We start from the raw sequence: 24,968 nt of genomic DNA, 5'->3' as shown, positions 1-24,968 counted from the left end.
GTTATCTGCGTTCATTCTAGCAAAGCAGCGTTCCCAAGTCGTGCCGATCGCCGCGTAGAGATACGCCTTATCCTCCATTTCACCTCGCGTTAATGCCGGTTTCAGTACCGCCGGGGACAATAACAACAGTTCAAACAAAGGAGCGCTGTTGACATGATTGTGACTCGCAAGCGGGTTCTGACGGTGTTTGTTAACGACTTTAGAGTAGATGTGCGTGAGCGGTCCACTGTCCGCGACGCCATCCGGATCTACGATCGGGCTTTCCTCAAAGCGATCGAGTTCAGTAAGGCCGAGGTGATGGACGCCGATGGCTACCCGGTTCCTCTGGACGCGCCCGCGATTGAGTGGGAGCACGTTTACGTGTGCCTCCTGCCGTGGGTGAGTGTCCCGCACCGGCACACCATGAGGGTGTGAGGACGCACAAGGGCCGCTTCTGACGTTCGCGTGCTAGCATGAATCCCGGAGGGTATTTCATGACACGCGTACTCACGGTGTTGGCTCTGCTCTGCGGCGCCTCGGCCGGCATTGCCGGCACGGGGGATATCACGGGAGATGGAGTCATCTCGTCGGCCGATACCAGACTGGCGCTCAAAATCGTCGGTGGGCTCGTGAAACCGACGACGGCCCAACAGGCCGCCGCGGACGTGGCGCCCGACGGTCTTGACGGCGCCGTTCGCATTGCCGACGCGGTGAAGATCGCTCGAATGTCGCTGGGCCTCGACCCGCCGATCGCCACCGCCGCGGTCTCAACGACACTGACCCTCACAGTCTCCGGTAACGCCACGCAAAACATCCTGCTGCCCGGCGCCTACCCGGTGGCGGGAAAGCTCACGGACCTGTCGAATACAGTGTTCACAGGCGCCATCGCGTTCGCGAACACGACAACGGGGACGGTGTTCGGTCCTGCCTCGCTGGACACGACAACCGGCGCGTTCTCTGTGCCCCTTCCCGCAGGGGTATACCAGCCGGTAGCCGTCACACACAAGGAGACAACCAACGGCAGCGGCGAGGTCGAGAAAACGGATACGGCGATGGCGGTTGGTACCCCGCTGACCGTTTTCGGACCTGTTTCAAACCTGACTCTGAAGAGGGCGGCACTGCCGACGCCCCCCGTTCTCACCTTGAATTTTACCGGGGTCAGCGCTCCCCAGTTCGCCACCTCAAAGGTCTATCTGACCGACACGGGCGGGACGGCATCGACATACCGGCTCAACGATGTCTCGCGCGATGTGACCCTGCCTCCCGCAAGCATCAACGTACCCGCCGGCAAGTACTACGTGGAGGTTGCCACGGAATTCGGAGTCAGCAGCGGCGCAAGCCCGTTCTACTACGTGATGTATTACAATCCGCTGACCGTGACAGGCGCAACGTCCACCACGCTCAATTTTCCCCAACTGTACGAACTGGGGGGCGCCGTTACGTCTCCGACGGCCAACCCGCCGATCGACTTCTATTCAAGGTTGCAGCCCACCGGCACGGCGGATACCACGGCGTCGTATACGCTCTTGGGTTCCGCTAATGACTACCTTGTGGGCATTCAGCCGGGCCAGCATATCTTCTCAATCGGCATCACCAGCCCCAACGCGAACACGTTGGTCTATTTCATGCTCCCATACACCATGCTGGCGCACAACGCGATCAAGAACATTGCGGTGCCACCCCTTCCGGCGTTTCGCACCATCCAAGGCAAGGTCACCCAGGTGAACGGGAGCGCGGCCGCAAACGTCGCGATCACGGCGAGTTCAAACCTGGCAACGATTCCCGCCGGTGGGGCGTTTTCGTATACTGCGACGGCCACTTCTTCCTTCACCGGCGCCTACACGCTGTACCTGCCCGACGGAACCTACACGGTAACCGCGGCGCCTTAGCACCCTGCCCCTGTCTCCTCGGCTTCGATGGGAAGCCCGTTTGCGCGTGCGGGCTCCTGAAAAGCCATAATACGATATAACGACTTCAACCGGGGGAGAGCGAAGATGGCGGACAGCGAAACGAGCGCGTGGGGATTCGATACCAAGGCGGTGCATGCGGGGCAGGTGGTGGACGAGACGACGAAGTCGAGGGCCGTCCCCATCTATCAGACAACTTCCTACCTTTTCGACGATGCCCAGCACGCGGCGGACGTGTTCTCGCTTTCCAAGGCCGGCAACATTTATACGCGTTTGGGCAATCCGACCACGGCCATGTTTGAAGATCGCATGGCCGCCCTGGAGGGCGGTTCGGGCGCCCTGGCGGTTGCCAGCGGGCAGGCGGCTGAGACAATCGCCCTCTTGAACATTGCGCGTGCGGGCGACGAGATCGTCGCGTCGTCCAATCTCTACGGCGGCACGTACACTCTGTTCACGGCCACGTTCCCCAAGATGGGCGTCACTGTCAAACTGGTAGATCCCACCAAGCCCGAAGATTTCAAGGCCGCGATCACTCCCAGGACCAAGGCGCTCTACGCTGAGACGATGGGCAATCCCTCGCTCAACGTCCTGGATTTTGCCGCCGTCTCCGAGGTCGCTCATGATGCCGGCCTGCCGCTGATCGTGGACAACACCTTCGGCAGCCCGTTTCTCTGCCGTCCGCTCGAGCACGGTGCGGACATCGTGCTCCACAGCGCCACCAAATTCATCGGGGGGCACGGCACCAGCATCGGCGGCGTGATCATTGACGGCGGCAAGTTCGACTGGGGCAACGGCAACTTCCCCGAGTTCACGGAACCCGACCCGAGTTACCACGGCCTGAAGTACTTCGAGGCCCTTGGCCCGATGGCGTACATCACGAAGGCGCGTGTTCAGTGGCTCCGCGATATCGGTTCCTGCCTGTCTCCGTTCAATGCCTTCATGTTCCTGATAGGGCTAGAAACACTTCACCTCCGGATGCGTCGCCATAGCGACAACGCGCTGGCCGCGGCGAGATTCCTGGAAGCCCACGATCTGGTCAGTTGGGTGAACTATCCCGGCCTGGAGAGCCACCAAACGTATGCGTTGGGGCAGAAGTACATGCCGGTGGGGCAGGGCGCGATGATGAGTTTCGGCATCAAGGGCGGCCTTAAAGCCGGACGCAAGTTCATCAACAGCGTGAAGCTGTTCAGTCTTCTCGCCAATGTTGGCGACGCGAAGAGCCTGGTGATCCATCCGGCCAGTACGACGCATCAGCAATTGACCGAGGAGGAACAGATATCGGCCGGCGTGCTGCCGGATCTCATCCGCCTCAGTATCGGCATCGAGGACCCGCAGGATATTCTCGCCGATCTCGACCAGGCCCTGAAGGCCTCAACCAGGTGACAGGTTACAGGTGTCGGGTTCCAGACGGAACCCGACACCTGACACCCGACACCCGACACCTGATACCTGACACCAGAACATGGCAGAATCACTCTTTGGAAAACCGCGCCCGTTCGCCGAGAGCGGACTTAGCGCGAAGACGGAAACTTTCACCTTCGCGGAATCACCGGACGAAATGCCCCTCGTCTGCGGCGATCGCCTCGGGCCGATCACCGTGGCCTACCAGACATACGGTACACTCAACGAAAACGCCGACAATGGCGTTTTGGTGTGCCACAGCCTGACGGGCGACATGCACGCGGCGGGACGTATGGAGGGCCGGGATTACGTCGGGTGGTGGGACCCGCTCATTGGCCCCGGGCGCGCGTTTGACACGGATAAACACTTCGTCGTCTGCGCCGGCGTGCTCGGCGGCTGGGGCGGCTCCACGTGCGCCGCGAGTATTAACCCCAAGACCGGGCGGCCTTACGGCAGCGCATTTCCCGACGTCACGATCCGCGACATCGTAACGGCGCACTGGCATCTCTTGCGTCACCTTGGAGTCCGCCAGTTGGAGGCGGTTTCAGGGCCTAGCATGGGCGGGTCGCAGAGTTGGGAGTTCGCGGTGGCCTACCCGGATATGGTCCGGCACTGCATCCCGGTGGCGTCCGCTCCGGTGGCGTCCGCGATGCTGATCGCCTGGAACTACGTGGCACGGCAGGCATTCCTGACAGATCCGGACTACCAGGGCGGCGATTACTATGGCACGGGGCGCCTGCCGCTCGCGGGCCTCAGCCTTGCGCGTAAGATTTCAACGATCACCTATTACTCCTCGCCTTACCTCGGCGGGTGGTTTGGCAATTCAAACGCAGATGGGCACGATGGGGAAAACCTGCCGAGCAAGTTCGCCGTCGAGGAATACCTGGATAACGAAGGCGCCAAACTCGTGGCGCGGTTCGACGCCAACTGCTACCTCACAGCGTTGCGTTCACTCGAAACGATGGACATCGCCCGCCCATTCGGCAGCCGTGAGGAGGCATTCCAGGCGATCAGGGCACGCCTGATGGTCGTCGGCGTCGCCTCCGACCTGTTGTTTCCTCCGGCCGAACTCCGAGGCGCGGTCGCCGCCGCAAAATACGCCGGCGTCGACGCGAGATACGAGGAGATCGACAGCGAAGACGGTCACGACGCATGTCTCCTCGAGATCGACCGGGTCGGCGCACTCATCAAAGATTTCCTTCGCGGTGATGTCCCGCGCCCATAATGTGAGAGCAGCCGCGCATCCGACGGCCCTGTCCGGGTCCATTGCGCGATCTACCAGCCTATGACAATCATCCAGGTCATGCACAGCCATACCATCGGGGGCGTTGAGCGCCATGTAGTTTCGCTTGGCGAAGCCCTGATGGACCGTGGACACCAGGTTTACCTCGCCTGCCCCAACCGCGGCTGGATGTGGGACGCCGTACAGGGAACGCGCGTGAAGCCGTTTCACCTGGCGATGGACGGACTCCTCGACGTTACTTCCGTAGGACGGCTGGGCCGACTCGCCCGGATGACGCACGCAGACATCATTCACTCTCATATGACGCGCGGCACGTTCTACGCCGTCAAGGCCGGCCACCGCCTCGGTATTCCGGTTATCGCTTCGTGTCACGCTACGCACACCTACAAATACTACGCGGGCGCGGACCGCGTCATCTGCGTGTCCGATGCCGCGCGCCAGAACCTTCTCCGCCACGGTGTGCCGGATGGCTTGCTTCGCACCGTGCACAACGGCATTGAAATCCCCGCGTGCGGCACGCCGGAGGGAAGGGTCGCCGCGCTTCGCGCGGAGTGGGGCGTCGTGCCGGGCGGCAAGGTCGTCGGTATGCTTGCGCGCCTGATCCCGGATAAGGGGATCGATATCCTTCTCCAGGTTGCCGCCAAATGGAAGTTGGAGCGTCCGAATGTAACGTTCGTCCTCGCCGGCAGTGGAGACGACGACACGGAACTCAAGCTCCGCTCGTTCGTGGAGCGGCATAACCTTGACGGCTCGGTGAAATTCCTCGGCACCGTGCCGAACGCGTACGAAGTGCTCGGCGCATACGATGTCCTCGCCGCGCCCTCCCGGAGGGAGTCGTTTTCGCTGACCCTTTTGGAGGCGATGGCCGCGCGCACGCCCGTCGTTGCCTCGCGGGTTGGCGGAACGCCGGAAATGGTGACGCACGGCGAAACCGGAATTCTGGTGGAACCAGACAGCCCCGAATCCCTTGGCGCCGGCCTTGCCAGTGCTCTGGATGGTCCCGAGGTCTGCCGCTATGTCGAGGCCGCCGACAAGATGGTTCGCGAACGTTTCACCGTGAAACGGATGGTCGACGATATCGAAACCCAGTATCGCGAACTCTTGAAGGGCTGAGGCCTTGCCCGTCACACGCGTCGCCCATGATTACCATCCTCATGTATCACCAGGTGGGAACGTTCGGCCGGGTGGACGCGCATCGCGCAGTCTACTGCGATGCCGGCGCGTTCCGCCGCCAGATGGCGTTCCTCAAGGCTGGCCGGTACAACGTGCTGTCACTCGATGAAGTCTATGCCTGCGTGACTGGCGCCAAGGAGATCCCTTCGCGCGCGGTTCACCTCTCGTTCGATGACGGCTACGCGGATTTCGCCGCCATAGCCCACCCGGCGATTCGGCGCCGCGGCTTTCCTTCGAGCGTCTACATGGTTTCCGGGCTGATGGATTCTGAAGCGGCCTGGCTGCCGTCCGAAGGCCTCCGCAGCGCGCGTCTGATGTCGGCGGATGCGCTGCGCAGAGTGGACTCGGAGGGCGCCCGGGTCGGATGTCACACGGCCTCCCACCGGCGGTTGTCCGGCCTCGATCCGATCGATCTGCAGCGCGAAATTGTCGGGAGCCGCGAGGCGCTGGAAGAAGCCCTCAACCGTCCAGTAGTCGATTTTTGCTACCCTTACGGCGATCTCGACCGTGCTGCCGTGGAAGCGGTCCGCGCGGCGGGCTATCGCCTTGCGCTCACGTGCGAGCGAAATCGCGCCGGCAGAGGGACCGATCCGCTTCTGATTCCCCGCCACGCCGTTAGTTATGGCACCAGTCTGGTGGGGCTGTGGTGGAAACTCCACCTCCAGAAGCCCGGCAAACCGCTTTCGATCTGAACGAGCCATGGACAAACGTCGGAGCAACGCAAGCGCTGCGGGGACCTCCCTTGGGTGGCGAGCTATCGTCTTGCCGGCGATTTTCGTCATTTGCGGCGCGTTCGTGCTGCTCAAACTCGGCGACCTCCGCCACATGGCATTCCTCCTCCGCGGCGCCCGGCCGGGCTGGCTGGTGCTCGCCTGCATCGTGGAGTGTCTGCGAAGCGTCAGCAACGGCAAGCTGTTTCAGACGGCCCTGGGACTCGCCGGTTACCGCTTCGGTTGGGGCGAGATGATTGCCAAGGTCACAGCCTTCAACGCGGTGAATCGCATCGTGCCCACCGGTGGGGCGAGCGGTTCGGCGTTGATGGTGGCGACCTTGCAGTCGGAAGGCGTACCGCCGGACCGCGCCCTCTTCGCCATCGGTCTCACCTACATCTATGACTACCTGACGTACTTGCTTGTCGTTGCCGCCACGTTTGTGTACCTGGCCGTAATCGGGCATTTACCGGGAAGGGCAGTGCTCGCGGCGGCGCTTCTGGTGGCGGTGATTGGTGGCGTGATCGGGTTCCTCTGGTGGGGATTGGGCAAACAGGAGGCTCTTGAGAGAACACTTGCGGGGATCGTCCGAAGGCTGCGAAGGCTGCGCCCCTCGCGCGAGCATTCGGAAACTCCAGAGGCTTCCGCATCGGCGATGGTCGAGCGTATGGGTACCCTGCGTCGTGATGTCACGGCAAACCCGAAAGGCCTGTTGAGGCCGGTTGCTCCCGCGCTGGGCTACAATGTGCTGGATGTCTTCAACGTGTGGTGCGTTTTCCAGGCGTTCGGGCACCCGCAGCCGATCGGGTTCGTCGCCGCCGGTTTCGTGATCGCGATGCTGCTGGGCTTCATCTCATTCATACCCGGCCAGTTGGGGGCTTTTGAGGTCGGCATGGCCGGTGCGTTTCACACTCTTTTCGGCGTCAACCTCACGGTGGCCATGCTGGTAACCGGAACGTACCGGCTGATTCAATACTGGCTTCCGATACCGATCGGTGTGGTGCTGGCGAAGCACGCTTTACACGGAACGAAGGGCGCCTGACCTGCCGCCACGACGATGAAAATGAACCGCAAAACACGATTGGGCTACGCGTTGGCCGCGGCGGCGTTCGTCATTGTCGCGATTCCGGTCGGTGTCCTGGTCAACGATCTGCTGAGTGACCGGCAGGAGGAGCAGGACCTGCATGCGCGCATGTCCGGATCCCTGCGGCGGGTGGCTTTCCGCAGCCGGATTCTCAAAGCAAACAAAGATATGCTCGTCTACCTGCCTCCCGGGTACGATGACCCGGAGAATGCGGAGGTAAGGTACCCGGCTGTCTATCTGCTGCACGGCTGCCCCGGCCAAGCGCGGGACTGGGTTGTCAAGGGCAGCGCGAACGTTACGCTGGAAAAGATGATCCTGGCGGATTCCGTCGCGCCGATGATACTGGTCTGCCCCGACCTTCAGGGTCCGCGCGGGCAGTTCGACTGCAATGGCGCGATGGATCGTCCGGACGGATCGTGGAGTGTGGAACGGTATCTACTGGATGAAGTCGTGAACCGAGTGGATGCGAACTATCGGACGAAAGCGGATGCCGGACACCGCGCGGTCGCGGGTGTGTCGATGGGGGGCTTCGCTGCCGCCAACCTGGCCGTCCGCCATCCGGAGGTGTTCTCGGTTGCCTGTGCAATGTCGGGCTATTTCCGGGCGGCGGATTTCACCCCGATCGCCCGGCATGTACTTGGCGGGCGGATGGATCTGTGGCGGGCGAATTCTCCGCAGGACACCATCGTGACAGTTCACGATCCGGCCTCGCTGCATGTACTTCTGATCTGCGGTGCGCACGACCAGTACGTGCGCCAAAACCGCGCATTCGCGGCGCGTCTCCAGGAACTGGGCGCGGACTCCGATCTCAGAATCTCCACCGGCGCGCACGGATTCGCCTTCTGGAGCCGGCGGCTGAGAGACTGCCTGCTGTTCGCTGACCGGCGATTCCGCGCCCATCCCTGAGCCCTCCGCTATGGACACCGCAATTTTCGCCAGCCAAATGCCCTTGAAGCGCCGCCTGGAGGTTCGGCTGATCGCCGTTCTCGTGGCGCTGATGGGATTCGTCAACGTGGCCAGCGTCATCGCCGCCCATACCGCGGAGCGTTCGCGAATCGTCCACGCGATATTCGGCATGGAAGTGGTTCACGGAAGCCGCATCCTGACGGTTGTCGCGGGGTTCTATCTCATCATGCTGGCCCGCGGGCTCTGGCGGCATAAGCGTGTCGCGTGGACGCTTTCATTCGCCACCCTTGGCGTCTCGTTCGGCCTCCATCTGATCAAAGGGTTGGACTACGAGGAATCGCTCGTTATCCTCTCGCTCATGCTGGGCCTCGTCCTGTTGAGGCCGTTCTTCCATGCCGAAAGCGATCCGCCGTCCGTATGGTACGGTGTTGCGACGGTGATCGCGGCGGTGCTTTTCACCGCTGTGTATGGCACTTATGGGTTCTGGTTCTTCCGCACGCGGTTTGTGGGAATCCACACGCCGGTGCAAGCGCTGCAAGCAACTCTGGCCTTGTTCTTCCAATATGGGGACGTGAAGGTCCACCCCATTCACGCGATGTATTCACGGCATCTCACGTGGCAGATGATTCGCGCGTGGTGGTTCATTAACAGCATCTACGCGGTGAGCGTCGGTTCGCTGTCGTATGGCCTGATGATGCTCTTGCGACCACTGCTGGTCCGCGGAAAGCCATCCGTTGCCGACCGCGAAGTCGTGCGAGGGTTGCTGATCCGGCACGGGCGCACCACCATCGCCCACTTCGCACTGCTTCCGGATAAAGCCTATTGCTTCAACGCGGATCGGTCCGGCGTTATCGCGTACAAGGTCGTCGCTGGCGTCGCACTGGCGCTGGGAGACCCGATTGCGCCTCCCGAAGCGGTGCCGGCACTGGTGCTTCAGTTCTGCAACCTGTGCGCGCGCAACGACTGGCTGCCGGCGTTTTACCAGGTCGTGCCCGACTATCTTCCGGCATATCACGCGGCGGATCTTCGGACCCTGAAGATCGGCGAAGATGCTGTCGTTCGCCTGGATTCATTCTCGCTGGAGGGAAGCCGGATGAAGAAAGTGCGGAACGCAGTAGCGGCGATTGAGCGCCGAGGTGTGCGCGCCGTCCGTTACGATCTCGCCAGGGACCCGCTGAACCTGCTTCCGCACATTCAGGAGGTCAGCGATCTGTGGCTGGGAGAGCAGAAGGGCAGCGAGAAGACGTTCAGCCTGGGGTACTGGGATCCGTCCGTGGCCGCGCAGCAGCCGATGATGGTTGCCCTGGACGATCAGAACCGCGTCCTGGCGTTCGAGACACTCGTCCCTATGTACCGTGCCGACGGGTGGGCCACCGATCTCATGCGGCGCCGTCCCGATGCGCCAAACGGCGTGATGGAATACCTCTTCGCAAGGGAGGCCCTGGCGCTGAAGGAAGAGGGCTGGAAAGCGTACGGCCTGGGCCTCAGCCCCCTCAGCACCGGCTTGCAGGTGCCGGATTCGGAGTGCCCGGAGAACGAAACCGAGGGACTGGCGCCGAAACCGGAATCACGGGCTCCCCTGGATGCGGCCATCAACGTCCTGTACCACCACTTCAACCACTTCTATCGCTTCACGGGGCTGCATGCATTCAAGGAGAAGTTCGGCCCGGAATGGGAGCCGCGGTACCTGGCTTACCCCGGAGGGCAGCACCTTCCCCGAGTGGTTCTCGCGATCGTACGCGCCAACTCCTCCCAGAGCCTGTTTCAGTTTCTGTGGAAGAAACGCGCGACCCGTCCTGACGCGCCTCGGATTCCGGAAGGCCCGGAAACACATCAGTAGCGCGCGGGGAACGGATACCGGCTCAAGGCGCGGCATCCTCCGTTGCTTTTCGGGCGCGCCTTCGTTTGAGCTTCAGGCGAGTGGGATCGTTCGCTTCCTCGGGCGGTAGCGCGCCGTGCAATCGCCGGTAGTACAACTCCATGTAGAGGACCTTCAGAGTGGCTGCCAGCGGCGTGGCAATCAGCGCTCCGAAGACGCCCAGGAACTCCGCCATCACCAGGAGGAAACAGAGCAGCGTGACCGGGTGGAGTCGCACCTTGTTGCTCATGACTACGGGTACCAGCACGTTGCTTTCGATCTGTTGGATGACGACGTAGAGGCCCAGGATGTAGAGCGCGGTGACTGGGTGGGGCATCGTGAGGCCGACGATGGCGGGTGGAACGGCGGCGATGATCGGCCCGAGGGTCGGGATGATCTCCAGAAGCCCGCTTAGGACGCCCCAAAGGAGCGCATACGGGACGCCCAGAACCAGAAGACCGATCGTATCCAGCACGGCGATGAACAGCATCAGGATCAACGACCCCTGGATCCACGCCTGGACCTTCGCGACAACCAACTCGCCGATGCGCGTGACCTCCGGTTGCCACTGCGGAGGCATGACGCCGCGCAGACCGCGCACCAGGGGGTGGGGATCGGAGAGGACGAAGACTACGAGGAAGACGACGAGCACCGCTTCCACCACGGTGGTCACGCTGGCGGTGAAGACGGTTGTGGCGGTGGACTGGATACCGGATAGGCTTTGGGAGGCTTCGCTCTGCAGGCGGTTGGCGAGTTCCGCAACGTGCGCGGCAGGGAACCGATGGTCCAGCCACTTGAGGTGTTGCTGCAGGCTGTTGCCGATCTGGGGTGCATCGTTGATGAACCTGGTCGATTGGTCGACCAGGGTTGGGGCGAGCGAGGCGAGTCCGCCGATGACAACACCCGCGAGGAGCAGCACGAGGGCCGTGACGGAAACCCAGCGTTGGGTGTGGCGCTTCTCAAACCATGCGACCGCCGGGTTGATGGCCATCGCCAGCAACAGGCCAATCGTGAAGAGTTCGAGGACGTGGGCGAGGCGGCTGAGGGCGAACGCGAGGAAGACGATGAACGCGATGAACGAAACGGCGAAAACGGTGATGCGGATGCCCACGCGAGTGCGAAGCGTTACCCAGTCCTGCTCGACCAGAGCGCTGCTGAAGCTGGGATCGGATGCTGGTGGCGGGCTGAGCGTGTCGCCCGGGTGGTCGTGGTTGTTAGGTTCCATGTCAAGGTGATGATAGCCACGGCGAAGGACCGGTGGCGAACAGGAAGGCGGCGCACCCGACTCTCGCGACCCGGTTAGTCGCCTGAACGGGGCTTTCCGATGTGGAGAAGGGCCAACGCAAGCCTGGCGCCCAGTGAGAGGATGCGCTTTGTATATATCCACGGCCAGAACCCGTGCGCATGGTGCCGCGCCACGAGGTGTTCCTTGTCCGGGAATAGTTTCGCGCCGATCAGCCTCAACCGCCGTCGCCACCCTGGGGTGCTGCGCAGAGTGAGAAGGGTGCGCACGGCCGAGGCGAGCTGGGGATCGCGCGCAAACCGCAAGCCCCAACGCTCGACCCGTCCAACCCGTCGATGCTGCAATACCGCAGCCAGGTGCGGGGGCGCCGGCACCCCGAGCCGTTCGCCGGTTTCCAGCGCCCAGCGGAGCGGCATCAGGAGTCGGTGCGTCTGGGCCAACTCGCCGACGACCGAGTCATCGAGCAATGCGCCCTTGCTCTGTAGAAGCAGGGCAACGTCGAACTCCCAAATCAGGCGGTCGTTCTGGTGGTGGTATGCAGAGTGCGCGGCGAGGTAGAGCAGTGTTTCCTCGTCGGTCAGGCGGCGGCCGCGCGGGGTCACCACGCTGCGTTTGAACGCCTCTTTCGTCCATTCCTCGTGGCCGCCGAAATTGAGCAGGCCCCAGTGGATTTCCACACGGCACGGGTGCGGCGAACTGCGGTAGAACGAGAGTTCCGAACGGAATTCCTCTTCAAAGCCGGCGCGCAGATCGCCCGATTCTTCGTGATAGCCTGCTGCGAGCATGATTTCCCGCGCGATGGCCAGCGCGCTTTGCGGCACGATCAGATCGACGTCGTGCATCGGCCTCATCGCCGGATCACCATAAAGGTCTTCGGCGAGAGCGGCGCCCTTCAACGGGATGCACGGTACGCCCCGCGATTCAAACTGAGGCGCGATGCGGGCGGCCTCGCTGAGGAGGATGATCGCGCGGGCTTTGTTCTGGCGATAAGCTGCCGCCAAGCGGCCGGAAAGCTCCGGAGGGAGTTCGTTGGCCCGGGCGCGTGAGAAGACGTGAAAAATCGGGGCGAGACCGTGGTGTTGGGCCGCGTCCGCCAGCGCCATTGGGTCCGGCGACGATGCCAGAGCGTCCGTCACGGCGTCGGCGCGGCCTGCTACGGCGAGTCGTGCGATAGCGACAAGTTCAGCGGATGGCGCGGCAGTGTTCGTTTTCGGTTTCCTGGTTGGAATCGTGAGATGCAAGGTTGTCCGCCATCCCAGCCGACGCGCATGGAGCGGGTCGAGGCGTCACCCTCTTAGGATGATAGCACTTGTTGACAATACGGCTACATGTTGTGAAGCAAGAAATGAGCCAAGCGGGGATGCGTTAAGTGCCGGCGCCGGCTTCGCGGCGGAGCGTGAGCACTGCGACTTCGGGTGGGCAGAAAACGCGGACCGCCATCTTGGCGGTCCCCACGCCGCGGCTCACAAACATCCTGGTGCGCTGGAGGTCGCGCGAGGTGAATCGCGCGAAATCGCGCGGGCCAAACGTTCCATAGCCCAGTGAAGAGCGCTCCAACGTCTGTGTCTGCGTCCAGAGTGCCTGGCCGTTCGGCGGGCAAACCTGGCCGCCGTGCGTGTGTCCACAGATGACGAGGTCAACGGGCCGGCGATGCAGTCGTGTCACGATTTCCGGGGAGTGGGCGAGCAGAATTGTGGGCAAGTCGCCGGACAGGCCTCGGCCAGCAAGGTCCAGGCGGTCCCGGTCTTCGCTCGGATCATCGACACCGAGGATTGCCATGCCCTCGCCGCCGACGGGGAGGACAACGCTTTCGTTGACGAGCACCCGGCCCGCCCGACTCAATTCGCGGGCGATGGGTGAAGTCTCATCCCCCCGTTTGTGCTCGCCATTCCCGAATGTGATGAATGTGCCGTATCGAGGGCGTGCCATCTCTATGATTCCGGCGGCAATCCGCGCGGCGTCTCGCGTGTTGGCGGCATCGCCGGGAACGACAAGGATGTCGCCGTCGAGTGAGCCAAGGATCCGGCCGAGGCGCGTCTCCCGGCGACCGGGCGCCTTGGCGTTCGGGTGAACGTGCATATCGGAGGCCACGATCACGCGGAAACCGTCGAGCGCCGAAGGCCACATCGGCAGGGCGATGACGTGTTCCGTAACCACGATACGCTCCGTTTCACTGCGTCGGCATGCTTCCGCGCCGAGGCCCGCCGCGATCCCCGCCAGCACTGTCATCGGTTCCATATGGCAGTATGATAGGCCGGGGCCGGAACGCACTGCAACGCGCGTTCCGGCCCGGGGACGTCAGGGATTGGGCACAAGGCCGGTTACCTTGCGGAGGATCTGTGTTGCGTCTGCTATGTTCACGGCGTTGCCTGTCACGATTCCGTATCGGGAGATGTCCGCGCTGCTCGAACTGAGAAGGCCTCCGGCGATCTTCAGCGCGTTCACGACATCGCCGGCCACGTAAGGAACGCCGGCGATGCTGAGCACGCCGACCGCACTGGTGAGCGTCTGCCCATCCGGGTTGGTGATGGTGATCGAGCGCTGGCCGTTAGGCGTGCCGGATGCAACGGTGACGTTCAGCGTAACCTGCGTCGGACTGTTGTACGTGACGCTGTTGACGGTGACTCCTGAGCCGGAAACGCCGGCCGTGAGGCGGTTGGCGAAGCCGGCCCCGGGGTCGAAAAACCCGGAGCCGCCAGTTGAGGCGCCCGTGACGACGAGGATGGCGCCGGCGGCGCCCGGCGCCAGCGTGTTGGGACTACACGCGATCGGCAGGGCCGGCGGCGGGGCTTTGAGCTGGACGATGCGCACCCCCCATTTGTTCGTGGCGGAGGCGTATTCCTGCACGGTCCACATCGTCATATCGTCGTTGGGGTCCACGCAGGTGTAGCCGTAGTCGCCCCAGCGCTGGTACGGCTGCGATCCCGTGCAATTCTCGTAGTTGTAGGCGAATGAAGTCAGCGGGACCATAGTGACGGGCTGCAGAGTGCCCGCGGCGTCTCCATTCAGGCGGCCTGTGAGCGCCACTCCGGTGTAGGCGCTTGGCCCCATAGTGCTGCTCGACAGGGCCACATGCCCTTGCCCGGACATCGCGATCGCAGGGTATATGTAACTCCGATGCGCGCCGGTGGAATCGTACAGTGTCCCGCTCTGTTTCAGGGCAGGCGTCGTCGTGAGGTTCCTGAGTTCGTACCAACGGGAGGCATCCATCACCGGGCTGGAACTGGCGATTCCGTTGCTGTCCACGCCGATGCTGTGTGCCGTCCACAGCGTCTGCTCGCCGTTGACAGGATTCCTCTGAATTTGAGCCGAGTACAGGCGATCGTCCCCGGATGCGTCAAGCGGACATGTGCTGCCCAGGGTTGTGACGCTCACCGGGTAACTTGTCGGCGGTACGGGGATATTCAGGTCGCCGGAGATGGTTGGGGTGCCGCCCGGGGTCGAGACGCGTCGCATCACGAGGATGCCGTAGTCGTTGTTTTCGGGCCCGATGAAGTAACCTTCCATTGCGGTCGGGTCGTCATTGTCCACGCCTTGAGGCGTGTATACACCCGGGTTTGGGGTGATTCCTGTCATGGTCGCGAGATTACGGAACGCTGTGACCGCGATGGGGCCGGCGCCCAGGATCGAAGATTTCTGGACGACCCATCCCGTTGTGGAGTGAAACCCGCCGGCGCCGGTGAACATATTGGCGCCAATGTACAGCGCGTTGACATCCAGGCCCAGCGTGGGATAATCGGCGAACATATTTGTGTCACCGGCGGGGCTCACAGTGTTCTGCTGGAAATAAAAGAACTTGAAACTCGTCTGGCCGGTGATGACTGCGCTGCTGCTGACCGCAATGAGCACGCGGTTGTTGACCGAGACGTTGCTCGAGTCAGTCGGGATGTCGATCATAACGATGAACCAGCGGCCTGTGAGGCGGTCGAAACGAACGCGGGGATCCGTGGTGCCATTGGCGTAGACTCCGGGCGTCAATACCGACTGGAAGAACACATCCGGATCGGCATTGAGCGCTCCATCCGCGATGCCCGTCGCCTTGTTGTACGTACGGAATCGCCCGTTGACCGTCGCGAGAAACTGCGTCGGGCCGGCGGCGCCCATGGCGTCAGGCGGGGTGTACCCGAGCGTGTCCGAAACTGTCGGCCCGTTGAAGGAGACGCCGGTGGTCTGCGGCGCGTCCTTCCGCCCCTTGAGGGTCGTTCGCGGATCGGTCGGCGCCGAGGAAATCGACGGGGTTTCGTCCGTTGAATCCATCATGGGCCGAAGGCCCATGCGATTGGCCGAAAGGCGGGGCCGTATGGGACGGGGAGTTGACCGCACGAATCCGGCCTGATGCTCCATAATCTGCGCCACGGTTTCCGTGATCGCCTGCTCTCCGATCCACGGGATGGGTTCGGAACGCTCTATGGGGGTCGAGTGCGCCGCGGTCATCGGGGCGATAATCAGGGCGGCGGCTGATATCACTCTCAGCGCGAAAGTGTTGATCGTCAAAGGTGTGCCTTTCATGAACGGAAGCCCACGGTGAAGCCGCTTCCAGTATCCGGTTTCAATGTTAACATACAAGCATCGCTCATACAACCCTGGCCACGATGTTACAGGTCCCTCGCAAAAGTGATGAGGCCAACCCAGTGCGCGCCGGCGTCGCGCAGTTCGCGTGCTGCCTCACGGGCTGTCGCACCGGTCGTGCTGACATCGTCCACAAGCAATATCCGCCGCCCTGCGGCCTCCGGGGTGGCCGCGAAGGCGCCGCGCATATTCTCCTTGCGTTCCAACGCGGACAGCCCTACCTGCGGGCGAGTGTGACGGGTGCGAATCGACCACATTCCCAAGGGCACGTTCATCAGAACGCTCATCTCCTCCGCGAGCCATTCGCTCTGATTGAACCCGCGCTGCCGTATGCGCCGAGGGTGCAGGCCGACGGGGACGATGGCGTCAACCCCCCGGAATGCCGGGGTGTCCCAGGCAGTACGGACCATCGCCGCGGACATCGGCGCCGCTACTCGGCGCTTACCTCTGTACTTGAGCAAGTGGACGACCTCGCGCACACCTTCCGCGTACGCATATGGGAATGCCGCGGCGGCCAGGGGGGCTATCCCGTCCCGACACCAGCCGCACGAGCCAATCGGCAACGGTTCGCCACAGCGCGGGCAGCGCGGTTCCTCGGGCCGCGGCCAGGCCGCGACGCAATCCTCGCAGACGAACTCTCCAACCTGACCGCATAAGTAACATTTGGGCGGGTAGAGAAGGTCCAGGAGCGCGTTCCCGGCTTCGATCAAGGCCGACATTACCCGCGGGCCTCCCGCTGTGTCCACGCGGCGCAAGCCATCCCGAAATAGGTGGGCGCCTCGTAGGACAAGAGTTCGCCGCGCAGGTTTGAGCCTTCAAGAAGGCCATACAGGCACATCAGGGGGCCGAACGCGTCGGTCTTTGCGCGTCGCAATGCATCGTTATCGAACGATAACAGGCTGGCGAGATCACCCGAACGGACGGCGTCCACCACCGCGGCGTCCCATTCCGCTGCGGCGGGGTCATATCCGTACGCGTGATCTGCATCGTGGGAATGGGCGAGGTCGCCGCTGGCGACAAAGGCTATACGGCGGCCGGTAGTAGCAGCCGTCTCCCGCACGGCGCGCCCGAGGGCGATGCAGGACCGCAGATCGATGGGACTGAGCCTTCGATCGGGAGATAGTATCACAACCTTTGGCCTCGGCTGAAGCGTGGCGCCGGCGTACCAGAGCGGGATCAGCGCTCCGAAATCGAGCAGGAGCGGCTCCCAGGCGGCATTGTTGGCGACTCTGAGCACGGGTATCCCGGCCTCGTGGCTATGGGCGGCGATGCCGGCATTCAACTCGGTGTCCACCTCGAATGCGAGCCGCAGACTGTGACGGCTGTTCGCAGCCCAGGGCATTCCCTCGGTGGAACCCTCGACGACGGACGAGTCCAGAATCGAGATAGCCCCTTCGACCATCAGTCCGTGGGGAGACATCAGAACGATTGTTTCCGGGGCTGCTTCTGCAAGTCCTTTCCCCAGGGTCTCAAGCCCTTCGCGAGTAGCGTGGGCAGGGATGTCTTCGGGCCCGCAGAGCAAGGGCACGGCAAGCCAGCCGTGCGGAGCGAGACAGGCAAATGATACCAATGAGCTATCCTCCATCTCTATTCTGGCACGGCGGCGACATCATGGGTATGGAGGCTTTACGATGCAATCCCAACTCGATCTCGAATCCCTGGAACTGGCCGATATACTGCGAGGCAGCAACCGCACCGTGGTCCTGACGGGCGCCGGCATCTCCACCGAGAGCGGCATCCCGGACTTTCGGACGCCCGGTTCCGGGCTATGGACTCGCGTGAACCCAATCGAGATTCTCTCCGTGACGGCTATGCGCAAGGATCCGAAGCGCTTCTACGATTTCAAGATTACGCTTTGGCGCTCGTTCCTGGCCGCCGAGCCTAACGCCGCGCACAAGGCTCTCGCGGACCTGGAGAATATGGGAGCCATCCAGTGCGTGATCACCCAGAATATCGATTCACTGCATCATCGGGCGGGAAGCAGGCACGTTCTCGAAGTACACGGACACATGAGGACCGGGCGCTGCCAGAAGTGCTCGCGGAGGTTTCCATTTGAGACTCTCGCGGCGCAAGTTGAGGCCGGAGACTGCCCGCCTCACTGCGATTGCGGCGGAGTGCTCCGGCCGGACGTCGTCCTGTTTGAGGATATGCTCACAGACGATTTCGAGAAGGCAGTCCAGGAATCGTTCAGCGCCGATCTGATGCTGGTCGTCGGTTCGAGCCTCGAGGTTTCGCCGGCCAATACGCTGCCGCAGTACGCCCGCCGTGTGGCGGTCCTGAATGTGGGACCGACTCAAATGGACCGTGGCGCCTGCTGGCGGTCGTGTTCGAAGGCAGGGGAACTGCTCCCGTTGGTCGTTGAACGGCTGAATGCGAAGGCCGGTGGATAACGTGCCGGCCTTCGCATTCTGGTCGATGAACTAGCCGTCGCCCAACGTGTGGTTGAATGGATCTCCCGGCTGTGTGCTGTGGCAGACGGTGCAGGTGTTAATTGTCCCCGTATGTCCCTGGATCGCCATTGCTTGAACGTTGTCTGCCGAGGTCGTTGTGGGAGTGATGGCGTGCGGAGCTCCGTGGCAGGCGGGACAGTGCACACCGTTGTGCCCCCTGGACTGTTTGAACAGCAGTCTAGGCTCTTCGTATGCATGGCCAGCTACGTTATGGCAATCTGAACAATGAGGTTCGCTGACCCATGGTGTCCGGTTGACGTCTCCGACCTGAACCATATCGCCGTGGCAGTTATGGCAGTCCATTCCCTTCGCCAGATGGATATCGCGCTGGCACTGTGTTCGGATTCCTGGGTGGCAGGCGTAGCAGTCGACCTTTAGATTCGCCGCCGTCATCCGGGAAGCGTGTGCAGAGTGCATCGCGTGAGACAGTGTCGACACTCCAGTCGTACCGGCCGCGCCGAGCGCCGGGTCGGCGTGGCATCTCGCGCAAAGCACTGGCTTCTCACTCTCCAGCGTGGTGCCATGGCGCCGGTCGTGAGCCCTCAGAATGTCCGTCGCGGCGGAAATGCCGGGCGTCTTGTGGCAGATGTTGCACGAGATCTCCCACGACACCGGAATGACGGGCTGAGTCCGACCAACGACGACGCCGTTCTGTGTAGCGACCAACCTTGCTAATTGGTACGGATCCAGCTTACCGGCGTCTGTCATAGGGGTCAACGGTATGCCTGTGGCGCCCCACTGCCCTGTTGCGTCCACGGTCATTGTCCCGGTAAGGGTCGTACCAGCCAGGCCGTAGTCTTTCGGGAATGCAGTGCCGAACAGCGCCTGGGCGTATGTCCAGAAATTGGTCTTGTCGTAACTTCGCGTGTTGCCCGGAATGGAGTAATTCAGAGTGATGCCGCTGGACACGATCTGCGGATGCTCTGCTGTCCTGTCGATGACCTGGGCGTGCATCGTGTTGAATGGGGGCAGTATGCAAAGCTCGGAGAAGTCCTGATTCATGCAGTGCATTCCCAGTTCGTTGTAGCCGAGGACCACCAATGGGAGTCTGGTGGCTGCATTGTTCTGGGTTGGGGCTCCTCGGGCGGGCAGAATGTCCTCCATCAGTGGCCACGTGCCCAAGGCAATAGCTGCTAGCCACGGGATCGCCCGGCGCAACCTTCGAGGCAATACCGGCATTCGTGTGATCTTCATGGTTTGCTCCTTACGGTTCCAGGCCCATTGCCTTCCGTGCGATACGTGTGGCATCAGACAAATCGATGTGGGCATTGGCTGCCTCAACGTTGAGTCGAGGCAAGTCCATCGGGTCGGCGACGAGCAATCCGCCCCAGATGCGCAATGCCTTCCCGGCTTCAGACACCGAGTAGGCGGCCGCGAGCGGACCGGCGGCGAAGACGTCGCTCATCTGGTTTGTGTCGGCGGAAACTAGATTGTCCGCGTAGGATTCGAAGGATACGTACACCCCGTTCTGCGTTATGGTGGGAGACAGGCTCCAGTAGTCTCCGGCCGAGATCCGTGTCGTGGTCTGTTTCACGGTATCGCGAACGAACACATCATCCCAGCCGTTCGTATCGCCCGAGACAACGTTTGCCGCCCGCGACCAGAACGCCACGTAGCGCCCATCGGAGCTCAACGAGGCCGATCCACTTTCGCCGAGCGCTGCCGCGCCGTCTATGCCGACGGACACCAGAGACGTCGCGCCGGTGGCCCGATCGTGAAGGAAGACATCAGGAGCGTCGTTCTGGTCGAGGGTCGTGACCAGGTTTGTTGAGTATGAGCGGAAGGCTACCCATCGGCCGTCTGCGCTGATGGCTGCCTCATCACTGTCCGTTGCGGACTGAAGGCCGCCGGAGGCGACAGAGACGCGCTGGGTCGCTCCGGTCAGCCGATCGGCAACAAATACATCCGACGCGTTATTGGTGTCCCCGAGCAGGATATTGGAGGCGAAAGACTCGAACGCGATGTACCTGCCGTCCTCAGAGATCGCTGGGAAGAACGAGTCACCGTTTGCCGGCGAGCCGTCAAAAGCTTTGCTCAAACGTGTGGTCACACCGGAGAGGCGATTCCACGCCAGGATGTTGCGGACAGTGATGGCGGTGCCGTCTACAATGTTGCTTGTCTTGGAGGAGTAGGCAACGATATTGCCGTTTCCGCTGATCGCCGGGGAGTCACTCCATCCGTTCGCCGGCGCCCCTCCCGCCGCCGCGGATACGAGCACCGTGGTGCCGAGAACCGTATCGTGGAGGAATATGTCCTCCACGCCGTTTGTGTCATTCGGCACGAGGTTGGAAGCGTACGACCGGAATGCGACGTAGCGCCCGTCCGAACTGATCGAGGGTGAATCGCTGTTGTTGTTCCCGCGGGCGCCGGAGGAGGACACCGAGACGCAGGTGGTCTGCAGAGTGACACGGTCGCGAACATAAACGTCGGTCGTGTCCGGCGTGCCTCCCGGAATCAGGTTGAATGCGCCGGAAGTGAATGCAATGTAGCGTCCGTCGGCGCTGATGGATGGGTGTCTGCTATCCCAGTCCGCCTCTGCGCCACCGGTGGCGATGGAGGCGCGGTAGACCGCCTGGGAATGAGAGGGCATGGCTGCCGATAGGGCGGCCAGGAGAATACAGGGCAGAACGATTGGATTCCTGCAACGACGGAATACCATCGCGACCTCCTTCACGTGTCATACCGAGTGTCGCCGGCGGATGAGGATCTGCGTCGCCATAGAGGTACTGTATAGATTTACCAATATGGCTATTCACTGGTCAATGCATCTGTGTTATCTCGATGTGGATAATATCACCCCGGTACACTTACGGGCTATTGCCGGCAACAGGACCGGGGCGACGGTGCAGGAAGGGAATCGAAAGCCGGACTTAGAACGCCACGATCTTCTCGAAACGCGCGAAACGCGTCTCGATTTCCGGCCAGGTCAGCCGCCGGACGCGATTCATGCTGAAGTCCTCGACGTTGAATGAGGCCATCACGCTGCCGTAGATGATCCCGCGCCGCATCGCGGCCTCGGAGGTATCGTGGACCTTGGCCAGGTAGCCGATGAAGCCGCCGGCGAACGAATCGCCCGCGCCGGTGGGATCGGTGAGGCTGGGAATGGGGTAGGCCGGAGCGCTGAAATACGACATGCCGAGCGGGCCTTCCGGGTCACCGGCCTTCGAGAACATCACCGCGCCGTTACCACCCTTTTTCACGATGATGGCGTCCGGACCAAGGTCGAGGACGGCGCGCGCGGCCTTTACCACGTTCGGGATTCCCGTGTACTGGCGCAACTCCGCGTCGTTCATAAACATGACATTGACCTTCTGGATGACTTTGGTAAGGGCATCCTTTTCGCCGGTGATCCAGAAGTTCATCGTGTCGGCCATCGTGAGAAGCGGGCTTTCCATCTGCTCCAGCACGTATAGCTGAAGCGCCGGGTGGATGTTTGCCAGGAAGAGGAACGGCGCCTTTCGATGCGAAGCCGGCAGTTCCGGCTGGAAATCGGCGAACACATTGAGGTCGGTGACCTCCGTGAATGCGTCGCCCATGTCCCCCTCGTAATAGCCCTGCCAGAAGAAGGTTTTCCCGTCCGCGTGCTGAACTCCGCAAAGGTCGATACTGCGCTCTTCGAGCATGGCGATGGCGTGAGGCGGGTAATCGTGCCCCACCACGCCCACCAGGCCGACGCGAGCGAAGAAGCTGGCGGACATTGAGCCGTGCACGGCGGCGCCGCCAAGGCAGTTGGGAGCGTCGCCCGCCGGAGTGCGGATGCTGTCAATCGCCATGGACCCCACGGTGACCACATCGGGCGTAATAGTGTCTGTCATATGTTTCCTTTCGATGGGAGCGAGGCACTCACCACGGAGGCACGGAGAGCACTGAGAAACTCAGAGAACTCTCCTGACGATACCGTCGCGCAGGAATCTGACATTGAAGTTGATGATCAGACCCGTATGCAATCCGGTAGTCCTTAAGTAAGTAAGAAGCTGGGCCTCGTGTAGTGGGATCAGAGCGTCAACCGACTTGAGTTCGACGATAACTCGTCGCTCTACGACGAGGTCAATTCGATGCCCACAGGCCAATTGAACTCCCTTGTATGATAACGGTATGCTCATTTGGCGTTCGAATTGAACCCCGCGAAGAGCCAATTCATGGCAAAGACACGCCTCGTAAGTGCTTTCAAGCAAGCCGGGGCCGAGATGCTTGTGAACCTCGATCGCCGCACCAATGACTTGCTCCGTCACATCCCCGTCCGCCAGCATTCAGAGTTCCTCCGTGTTCTCCGTGGCTCCGTGGTGCAAATCAACGTTTCGCTCTGTAGACCATCCATGCGAACCTTGGCAGTGTTGCCGCCTTTCGGATCTTCCTTGGATTGCTGAGTGTCCGCCAGAGCCATTCGAGATGGACCTTGCGAATGGTTGCCGGCGCGCGCTTGACCACGCCCGCAAAGGCATCGAAACTGCCTCCCACGCCCATCGCGAGGCGAGCGCCGGTGGCCGGCAGGTTCTGTTTGATCCACTTCTCCTGCTTCGGGATGCCGAAAGCTACAAACAGGACGTCGGCTCCGGCGTTGCGGATATCAGCGATGATCCCGGGTTCGTCGGTGCTCGCGAAATATCCGTTACGCGTTCCAGCGACCGTCAGGCCGGGGAATTTCGCGCGGAGGTTGGCCGCCGCGGTTTCCGCCACGCCGGGGGCGGCGCCAAACAGATAGACACGGAGCCCTTCGGCGGCCGCGAGGCCGCACAGCGCCTCCATCGTGTCCACGCCCGGCACGCGTTCAGGCACAGGCTGCCCGAACTTGCGCGAGGCCCACACCACACCGATGCTGTCCGGGGTCACGAGGTCGGCTTCGTTGATGATTCGCCGGTATTCCTCATCGCCCTGGGCGATCACGATGCCGGAGGTGTCGGCGGTTACCACGTAGTGAGGGCCGCCTTCGGCCAGGAAGAACCCGCACCTGGCGATTGCTTCGCGCATCGTCACGCGATCGACTCGGCACCCGAATAATTCGACGGACGATGGCTGAACAGAACTCGTCACTTAGCCGCTCCCAGGATGCGCATCTGTGTGGAAATCGTGTAAGGTTTGCCTTCCTGCTCGAAGGTCATCTCGACGAACGTTGCGGCAAAGCCGGTATCGGGCTTGGTGGCGGTGGCCGAGGTCTTGCCGCCCTCGACGGGGATCTCGCTGAACATCCACGTTGATTTCCGGAAATCCGTAGAGGCAGACTGGGCCCGGAACAGCCGGGCCGACTTCATCGGGGCGTCGCAGGAGATCGAGATCGTCGCCTTCGAGGAGTCGCCGGTCCATTGCCATTTCGGCGTTGGGAGGGGTTTTCCGGCAGCCATGGAGCGCGCGAATGCTCCCAGGGTGTTCAGCACTCGGGTCCAATCTTCCAGGGCGTGGCCGCTGTTGGGCGTGTACAGGACCCATTTCGGGCCCGTCAGATCGTCCCAGTACAAGTTGAGGGCGTCCTGCGACCAGTACGGGTCATTTGTCCCCAAGACAATCATCTTCGGGAGGGAGAGCTTCGCGCGATAAGAGTAAGGATCAACCATCTCGACGATGCGTTTGCCTTTGGGTGTTTTCAGCGCGTCAAGCATCCCGCCTGAGGAGTAGTCGTCTATCATCTCGCTCGGCTTGCCATACATAGCGAGCTGGTGTGGAATCTGGGCCGGCATATTCAGCATGTCGATGACCATCGGCGCGATGGCGACGATGCGTTTGTCGCCTGTCGCGGCGGTCAGCCACGATGTCCAACCGCGCTTCGACGCACCGGTGACGACGAACTTCGTGATCTCGGGGTCCCCGGCTTTCTTTGCCGCCGCCTGGACGGTGTCCATCGCCTTGATCACGGCCTTTACCATAGGAAATTGGAGGGGCCACTTCTCATCCCCGGTCTCGACGTATTTCTGCCACGAGTAGACGATGAGCCCATCTTCCGTCTTGCCATAAAGCGGCTGGTTGGGGATATTGAACAGGATCGCGACCGTACAGCCTGTGGCGTTCGCCACCATTCGGCCAAGCGCCTCCTCACCCACGCCGCCGTTCCCGCCGGTATTGTACAGCAGGCACATCTCGGGGTGGGGAGCTCCGGTCGGGCGAAACACCTGGATGCGGTGCTTCCATACATTGCCCTGCCACGTCTGGGAGGTCATCGTCAATTCCTGGACGCTTCCGGACGCGTCGTTCCGATTGGACCGTTGTCCCCACGTATAAACCGCTTCCGGCTTTGCGATGTAAGACGACAGATCCGCGCGCGCCGGCGCGACGAGCGCTAACGCAGCGGCGGCGATGCCAGGTAACCGGCTTCGTTTCATAGGATTCATCCTCAATCTGTGCGTATGGCCCGACCGGCCTGGGGGCTGTCTAGCGCGCCCGGCGCAGTGGGAAGTCTCAATCGTGCGCGCAGAATCGGGCGCACGTGCATATTATAGGCCGTCGCGCCGCCGCA

At 62.2% G+C, this 24,968-nt stretch carries 22 protein-coding genes; 10 read left to right on the top strand and 12 right to left on the bottom strand.

The window, feature by feature from the left end; translation table 11 throughout:
* The first annotated feature begins 153 nt into the window (after nt 1-153).
* The 9 genes from VGM51_14485 to VGM51_14445 all read left to right on the top strand — a co-directional run bounded on the left by VGM51_14485 (nt 154) and on the right by VGM51_14445 (nt 10,243).
* Nucleotides 154-414, top strand: a complete 261-nt coding sequence (locus VGM51_14485) for a hypothetical protein (GenBank protein HEY3414244.1) — start codon at nt 154-156, stop codon at nt 412-414.
* A 59-nt stretch (nt 415-473) separates the two neighbouring features.
* Nucleotides 474-1,868: a dockerin type I repeat-containing protein gene (locus VGM51_14480; GenBank protein ID HEY3414243.1), complete on the top strand. Its 1,395-nt coding sequence runs from the start codon at nt 474-476 to the stop codon at nt 1,866-1,868.
* 105 nt (nt 1,869-1,973) lie between these two features.
* A complete protein-coding gene (locus tag VGM51_14475; GenBank protein ID HEY3414242.1) occupies nt 1,974-3,269 on the top strand; it encodes a homocysteine synthase in 1,296 nt (431 codons plus the stop codon).
* Nucleotides 3,270-3,348: 79 nt separating this feature from the next.
* Nucleotides 3,349-4,512: a homoserine O-acetyltransferase gene (locus VGM51_14470; GenBank protein ID HEY3414241.1), complete on the top strand. Its 1,164-nt coding sequence runs from the start codon at nt 3,349-3,351 to the stop codon at nt 4,510-4,512.
* Nucleotides 4,513-4,572: 60 nt separating this feature from the next.
* Nucleotides 4,573-5,643, top strand: a complete 1,071-nt coding sequence (locus VGM51_14465) for a glycosyltransferase family 4 protein (protein ID HEY3414240.1) — start codon at nt 4,573-4,575, stop codon at nt 5,641-5,643.
* A gap of 26 nt (nt 5,644-5,669) precedes the next feature.
* Nucleotides 5,670-6,395 carry a polysaccharide deacetylase family protein gene (locus VGM51_14460; protein HEY3414239.1) on the top strand — a complete coding sequence of 242 codons (726 nt, stop codon included), beginning with the start codon at nt 5,670-5,672 and terminating at the stop codon, nt 6,393-6,395.
* Nucleotides 6,396-6,402: 7 nt separating this feature from the next.
* Entirely contained in the window at nt 6,403-7,455 is a 1,053-nt protein-coding gene (locus VGM51_14455) for a lysylphosphatidylglycerol synthase transmembrane domain-containing protein (protein HEY3414238.1), read from the top strand.
* Nucleotides 7,456-7,476: 21 nt separating this feature from the next.
* Nucleotides 7,477-8,403 (top strand): alpha/beta hydrolase-fold protein, encoded by a 927-nt coding sequence (locus VGM51_14450; protein ID HEY3414237.1) that lies wholly within the window; start codon nt 7,477-7,479, stop codon nt 8,401-8,403.
* 10 nt (nt 8,404-8,413) lie between these two features.
* Nucleotides 8,414-10,243, top strand: coding sequence for a phosphatidylglycerol lysyltransferase domain-containing protein (locus VGM51_14445; GenBank protein HEY3414236.1), 1,830 nt, complete (start codon nt 8,414-8,416; stop codon nt 10,241-10,243).
* 22 nt (nt 10,244-10,265) lie between these two features.
* Here VGM51_14445 and VGM51_14440 read toward each other — a convergent pair whose 3' ends face one another.
* The 6 genes from VGM51_14440 to VGM51_14415 form a co-directional block, all read right to left on the bottom strand.
* On the bottom strand, nt 10,266-11,486 hold the full coding sequence (locus VGM51_14440; protein HEY3414235.1) for an AI-2E family transporter: 1,221 nt from the start codon (nt 11,484-11,486) through the stop codon (nt 10,266-10,268).
* A gap of 74 nt (nt 11,487-11,560) precedes the next feature.
* Nucleotides 11,561-12,745, bottom strand: a complete 1,185-nt coding sequence (locus tag VGM51_14435; protein HEY3414234.1) for a nucleotidyltransferase family protein — start codon at nt 12,743-12,745, stop codon at nt 11,561-11,563.
* 124 nt (nt 12,746-12,869) lie between these two features.
* Nucleotides 12,870-13,742 carry a metallophosphoesterase gene (locus VGM51_14430; protein HEY3414233.1) on the bottom strand — a complete coding sequence of 291 codons (873 nt, stop codon included), beginning with the start codon at nt 13,740-13,742 and terminating at the stop codon, nt 12,870-12,872.
* Nucleotides 13,743-13,802: 60 nt separating this feature from the next.
* Nucleotides 13,803-16,070 carry a hypothetical protein gene (locus VGM51_14425; GenBank protein ID HEY3414232.1) on the bottom strand — a complete coding sequence of 756 codons (2,268 nt, stop codon included), beginning with the start codon at nt 16,068-16,070 and terminating at the stop codon, nt 13,803-13,805.
* A 29-nt stretch (nt 16,071-16,099) separates the two neighbouring features.
* Entirely contained in the window at nt 16,100-16,792 is a 693-nt protein-coding gene (locus VGM51_14420) for a ComF family protein (protein HEY3414231.1), read from the bottom strand.
* On the bottom strand, nt 16,792-17,643 hold the full coding sequence (locus VGM51_14415) for a hypothetical protein (protein HEY3414230.1): 852 nt from the start codon (nt 17,641-17,643) through the stop codon (nt 16,792-16,794). Before VGM51_14415 ends, VGM51_14420 begins: the two co-directional genes overlap by 1 nt.
* A 61-nt stretch (nt 17,644-17,704) precedes the next feature.
* Between VGM51_14415 and VGM51_14410 the strand changes: the two genes are divergently transcribed.
* Entirely contained in the window at nt 17,705-18,463 is a 759-nt protein-coding gene (locus tag VGM51_14410) for an NAD-dependent deacylase (GenBank protein ID HEY3414229.1), read from the top strand.
* Nucleotides 18,464-18,493: 30 nt separating this feature from the next.
* Here the strand turns inward: VGM51_14410 and VGM51_14405 are convergent, their stop codons facing one another.
* The 6 genes from VGM51_14405 to VGM51_14380 all read right to left on the bottom strand — a co-directional run bounded on the left by VGM51_14405 (nt 18,494) and on the right by VGM51_14380 (nt 24,834).
* Nucleotides 18,494-19,717: a hypothetical protein gene (locus VGM51_14405; GenBank protein HEY3414228.1), complete on the bottom strand. Its 1,224-nt coding sequence runs from the start codon at nt 19,715-19,717 to the stop codon at nt 18,494-18,496.
* Between the two features lie 10 nt (nt 19,718-19,727).
* Nucleotides 19,728-21,182 (bottom strand): hypothetical protein, encoded by a 1,455-nt coding sequence (locus VGM51_14400; protein HEY3414227.1) that lies wholly within the window; start codon nt 21,180-21,182, stop codon nt 19,728-19,730.
* A gap of 211 nt (nt 21,183-21,393) precedes the next feature.
* Nucleotides 21,394-22,338 (bottom strand): PfkB family carbohydrate kinase, encoded by a 945-nt coding sequence (locus tag VGM51_14395; GenBank protein HEY3414226.1) that lies wholly within the window; start codon nt 22,336-22,338, stop codon nt 21,394-21,396.
* A 60-nt stretch (nt 22,339-22,398) separates the two neighbouring features.
* The gene (locus VGM51_14390; GenBank protein ID HEY3414225.1) at nt 22,399-22,773 is read right to left on the bottom strand and encodes a GxxExxY protein; all 375 of its coding nucleotides are present in this window, start codon (nt 22,771-22,773) and stop codon (nt 22,399-22,401) included.
* A 40-nt stretch (nt 22,774-22,813) separates the two neighbouring features.
* Nucleotides 22,814-23,554 carry a WecB/TagA/CpsF family glycosyltransferase gene (locus VGM51_14385; protein ID HEY3414224.1) on the bottom strand — a complete coding sequence of 247 codons (741 nt, stop codon included), beginning with the start codon at nt 23,552-23,554 and terminating at the stop codon, nt 22,814-22,816.
* Nucleotides 23,551-24,834 (bottom strand): PhoPQ-activated protein PqaA family protein, encoded by a 1,284-nt coding sequence (locus VGM51_14380; protein HEY3414223.1) that lies wholly within the window; start codon nt 24,832-24,834, stop codon nt 23,551-23,553. The genes VGM51_14385 and VGM51_14380 overlap by 4 nt, the downstream gene beginning before the upstream one ends.
* Between the last annotated feature and the right edge of the window lie 134 nt (nt 24,835-24,968).

This window comes from Armatimonadota bacterium (assembly GCA_036504095.1).
GTDB lineage: Bacteria > Armatimonadota > DTGP01 > JAKQQT01 > JAKQQT01 > DASXUL01.
This window is presented reverse-complemented; position numbering and strand designations above follow the sequence as displayed.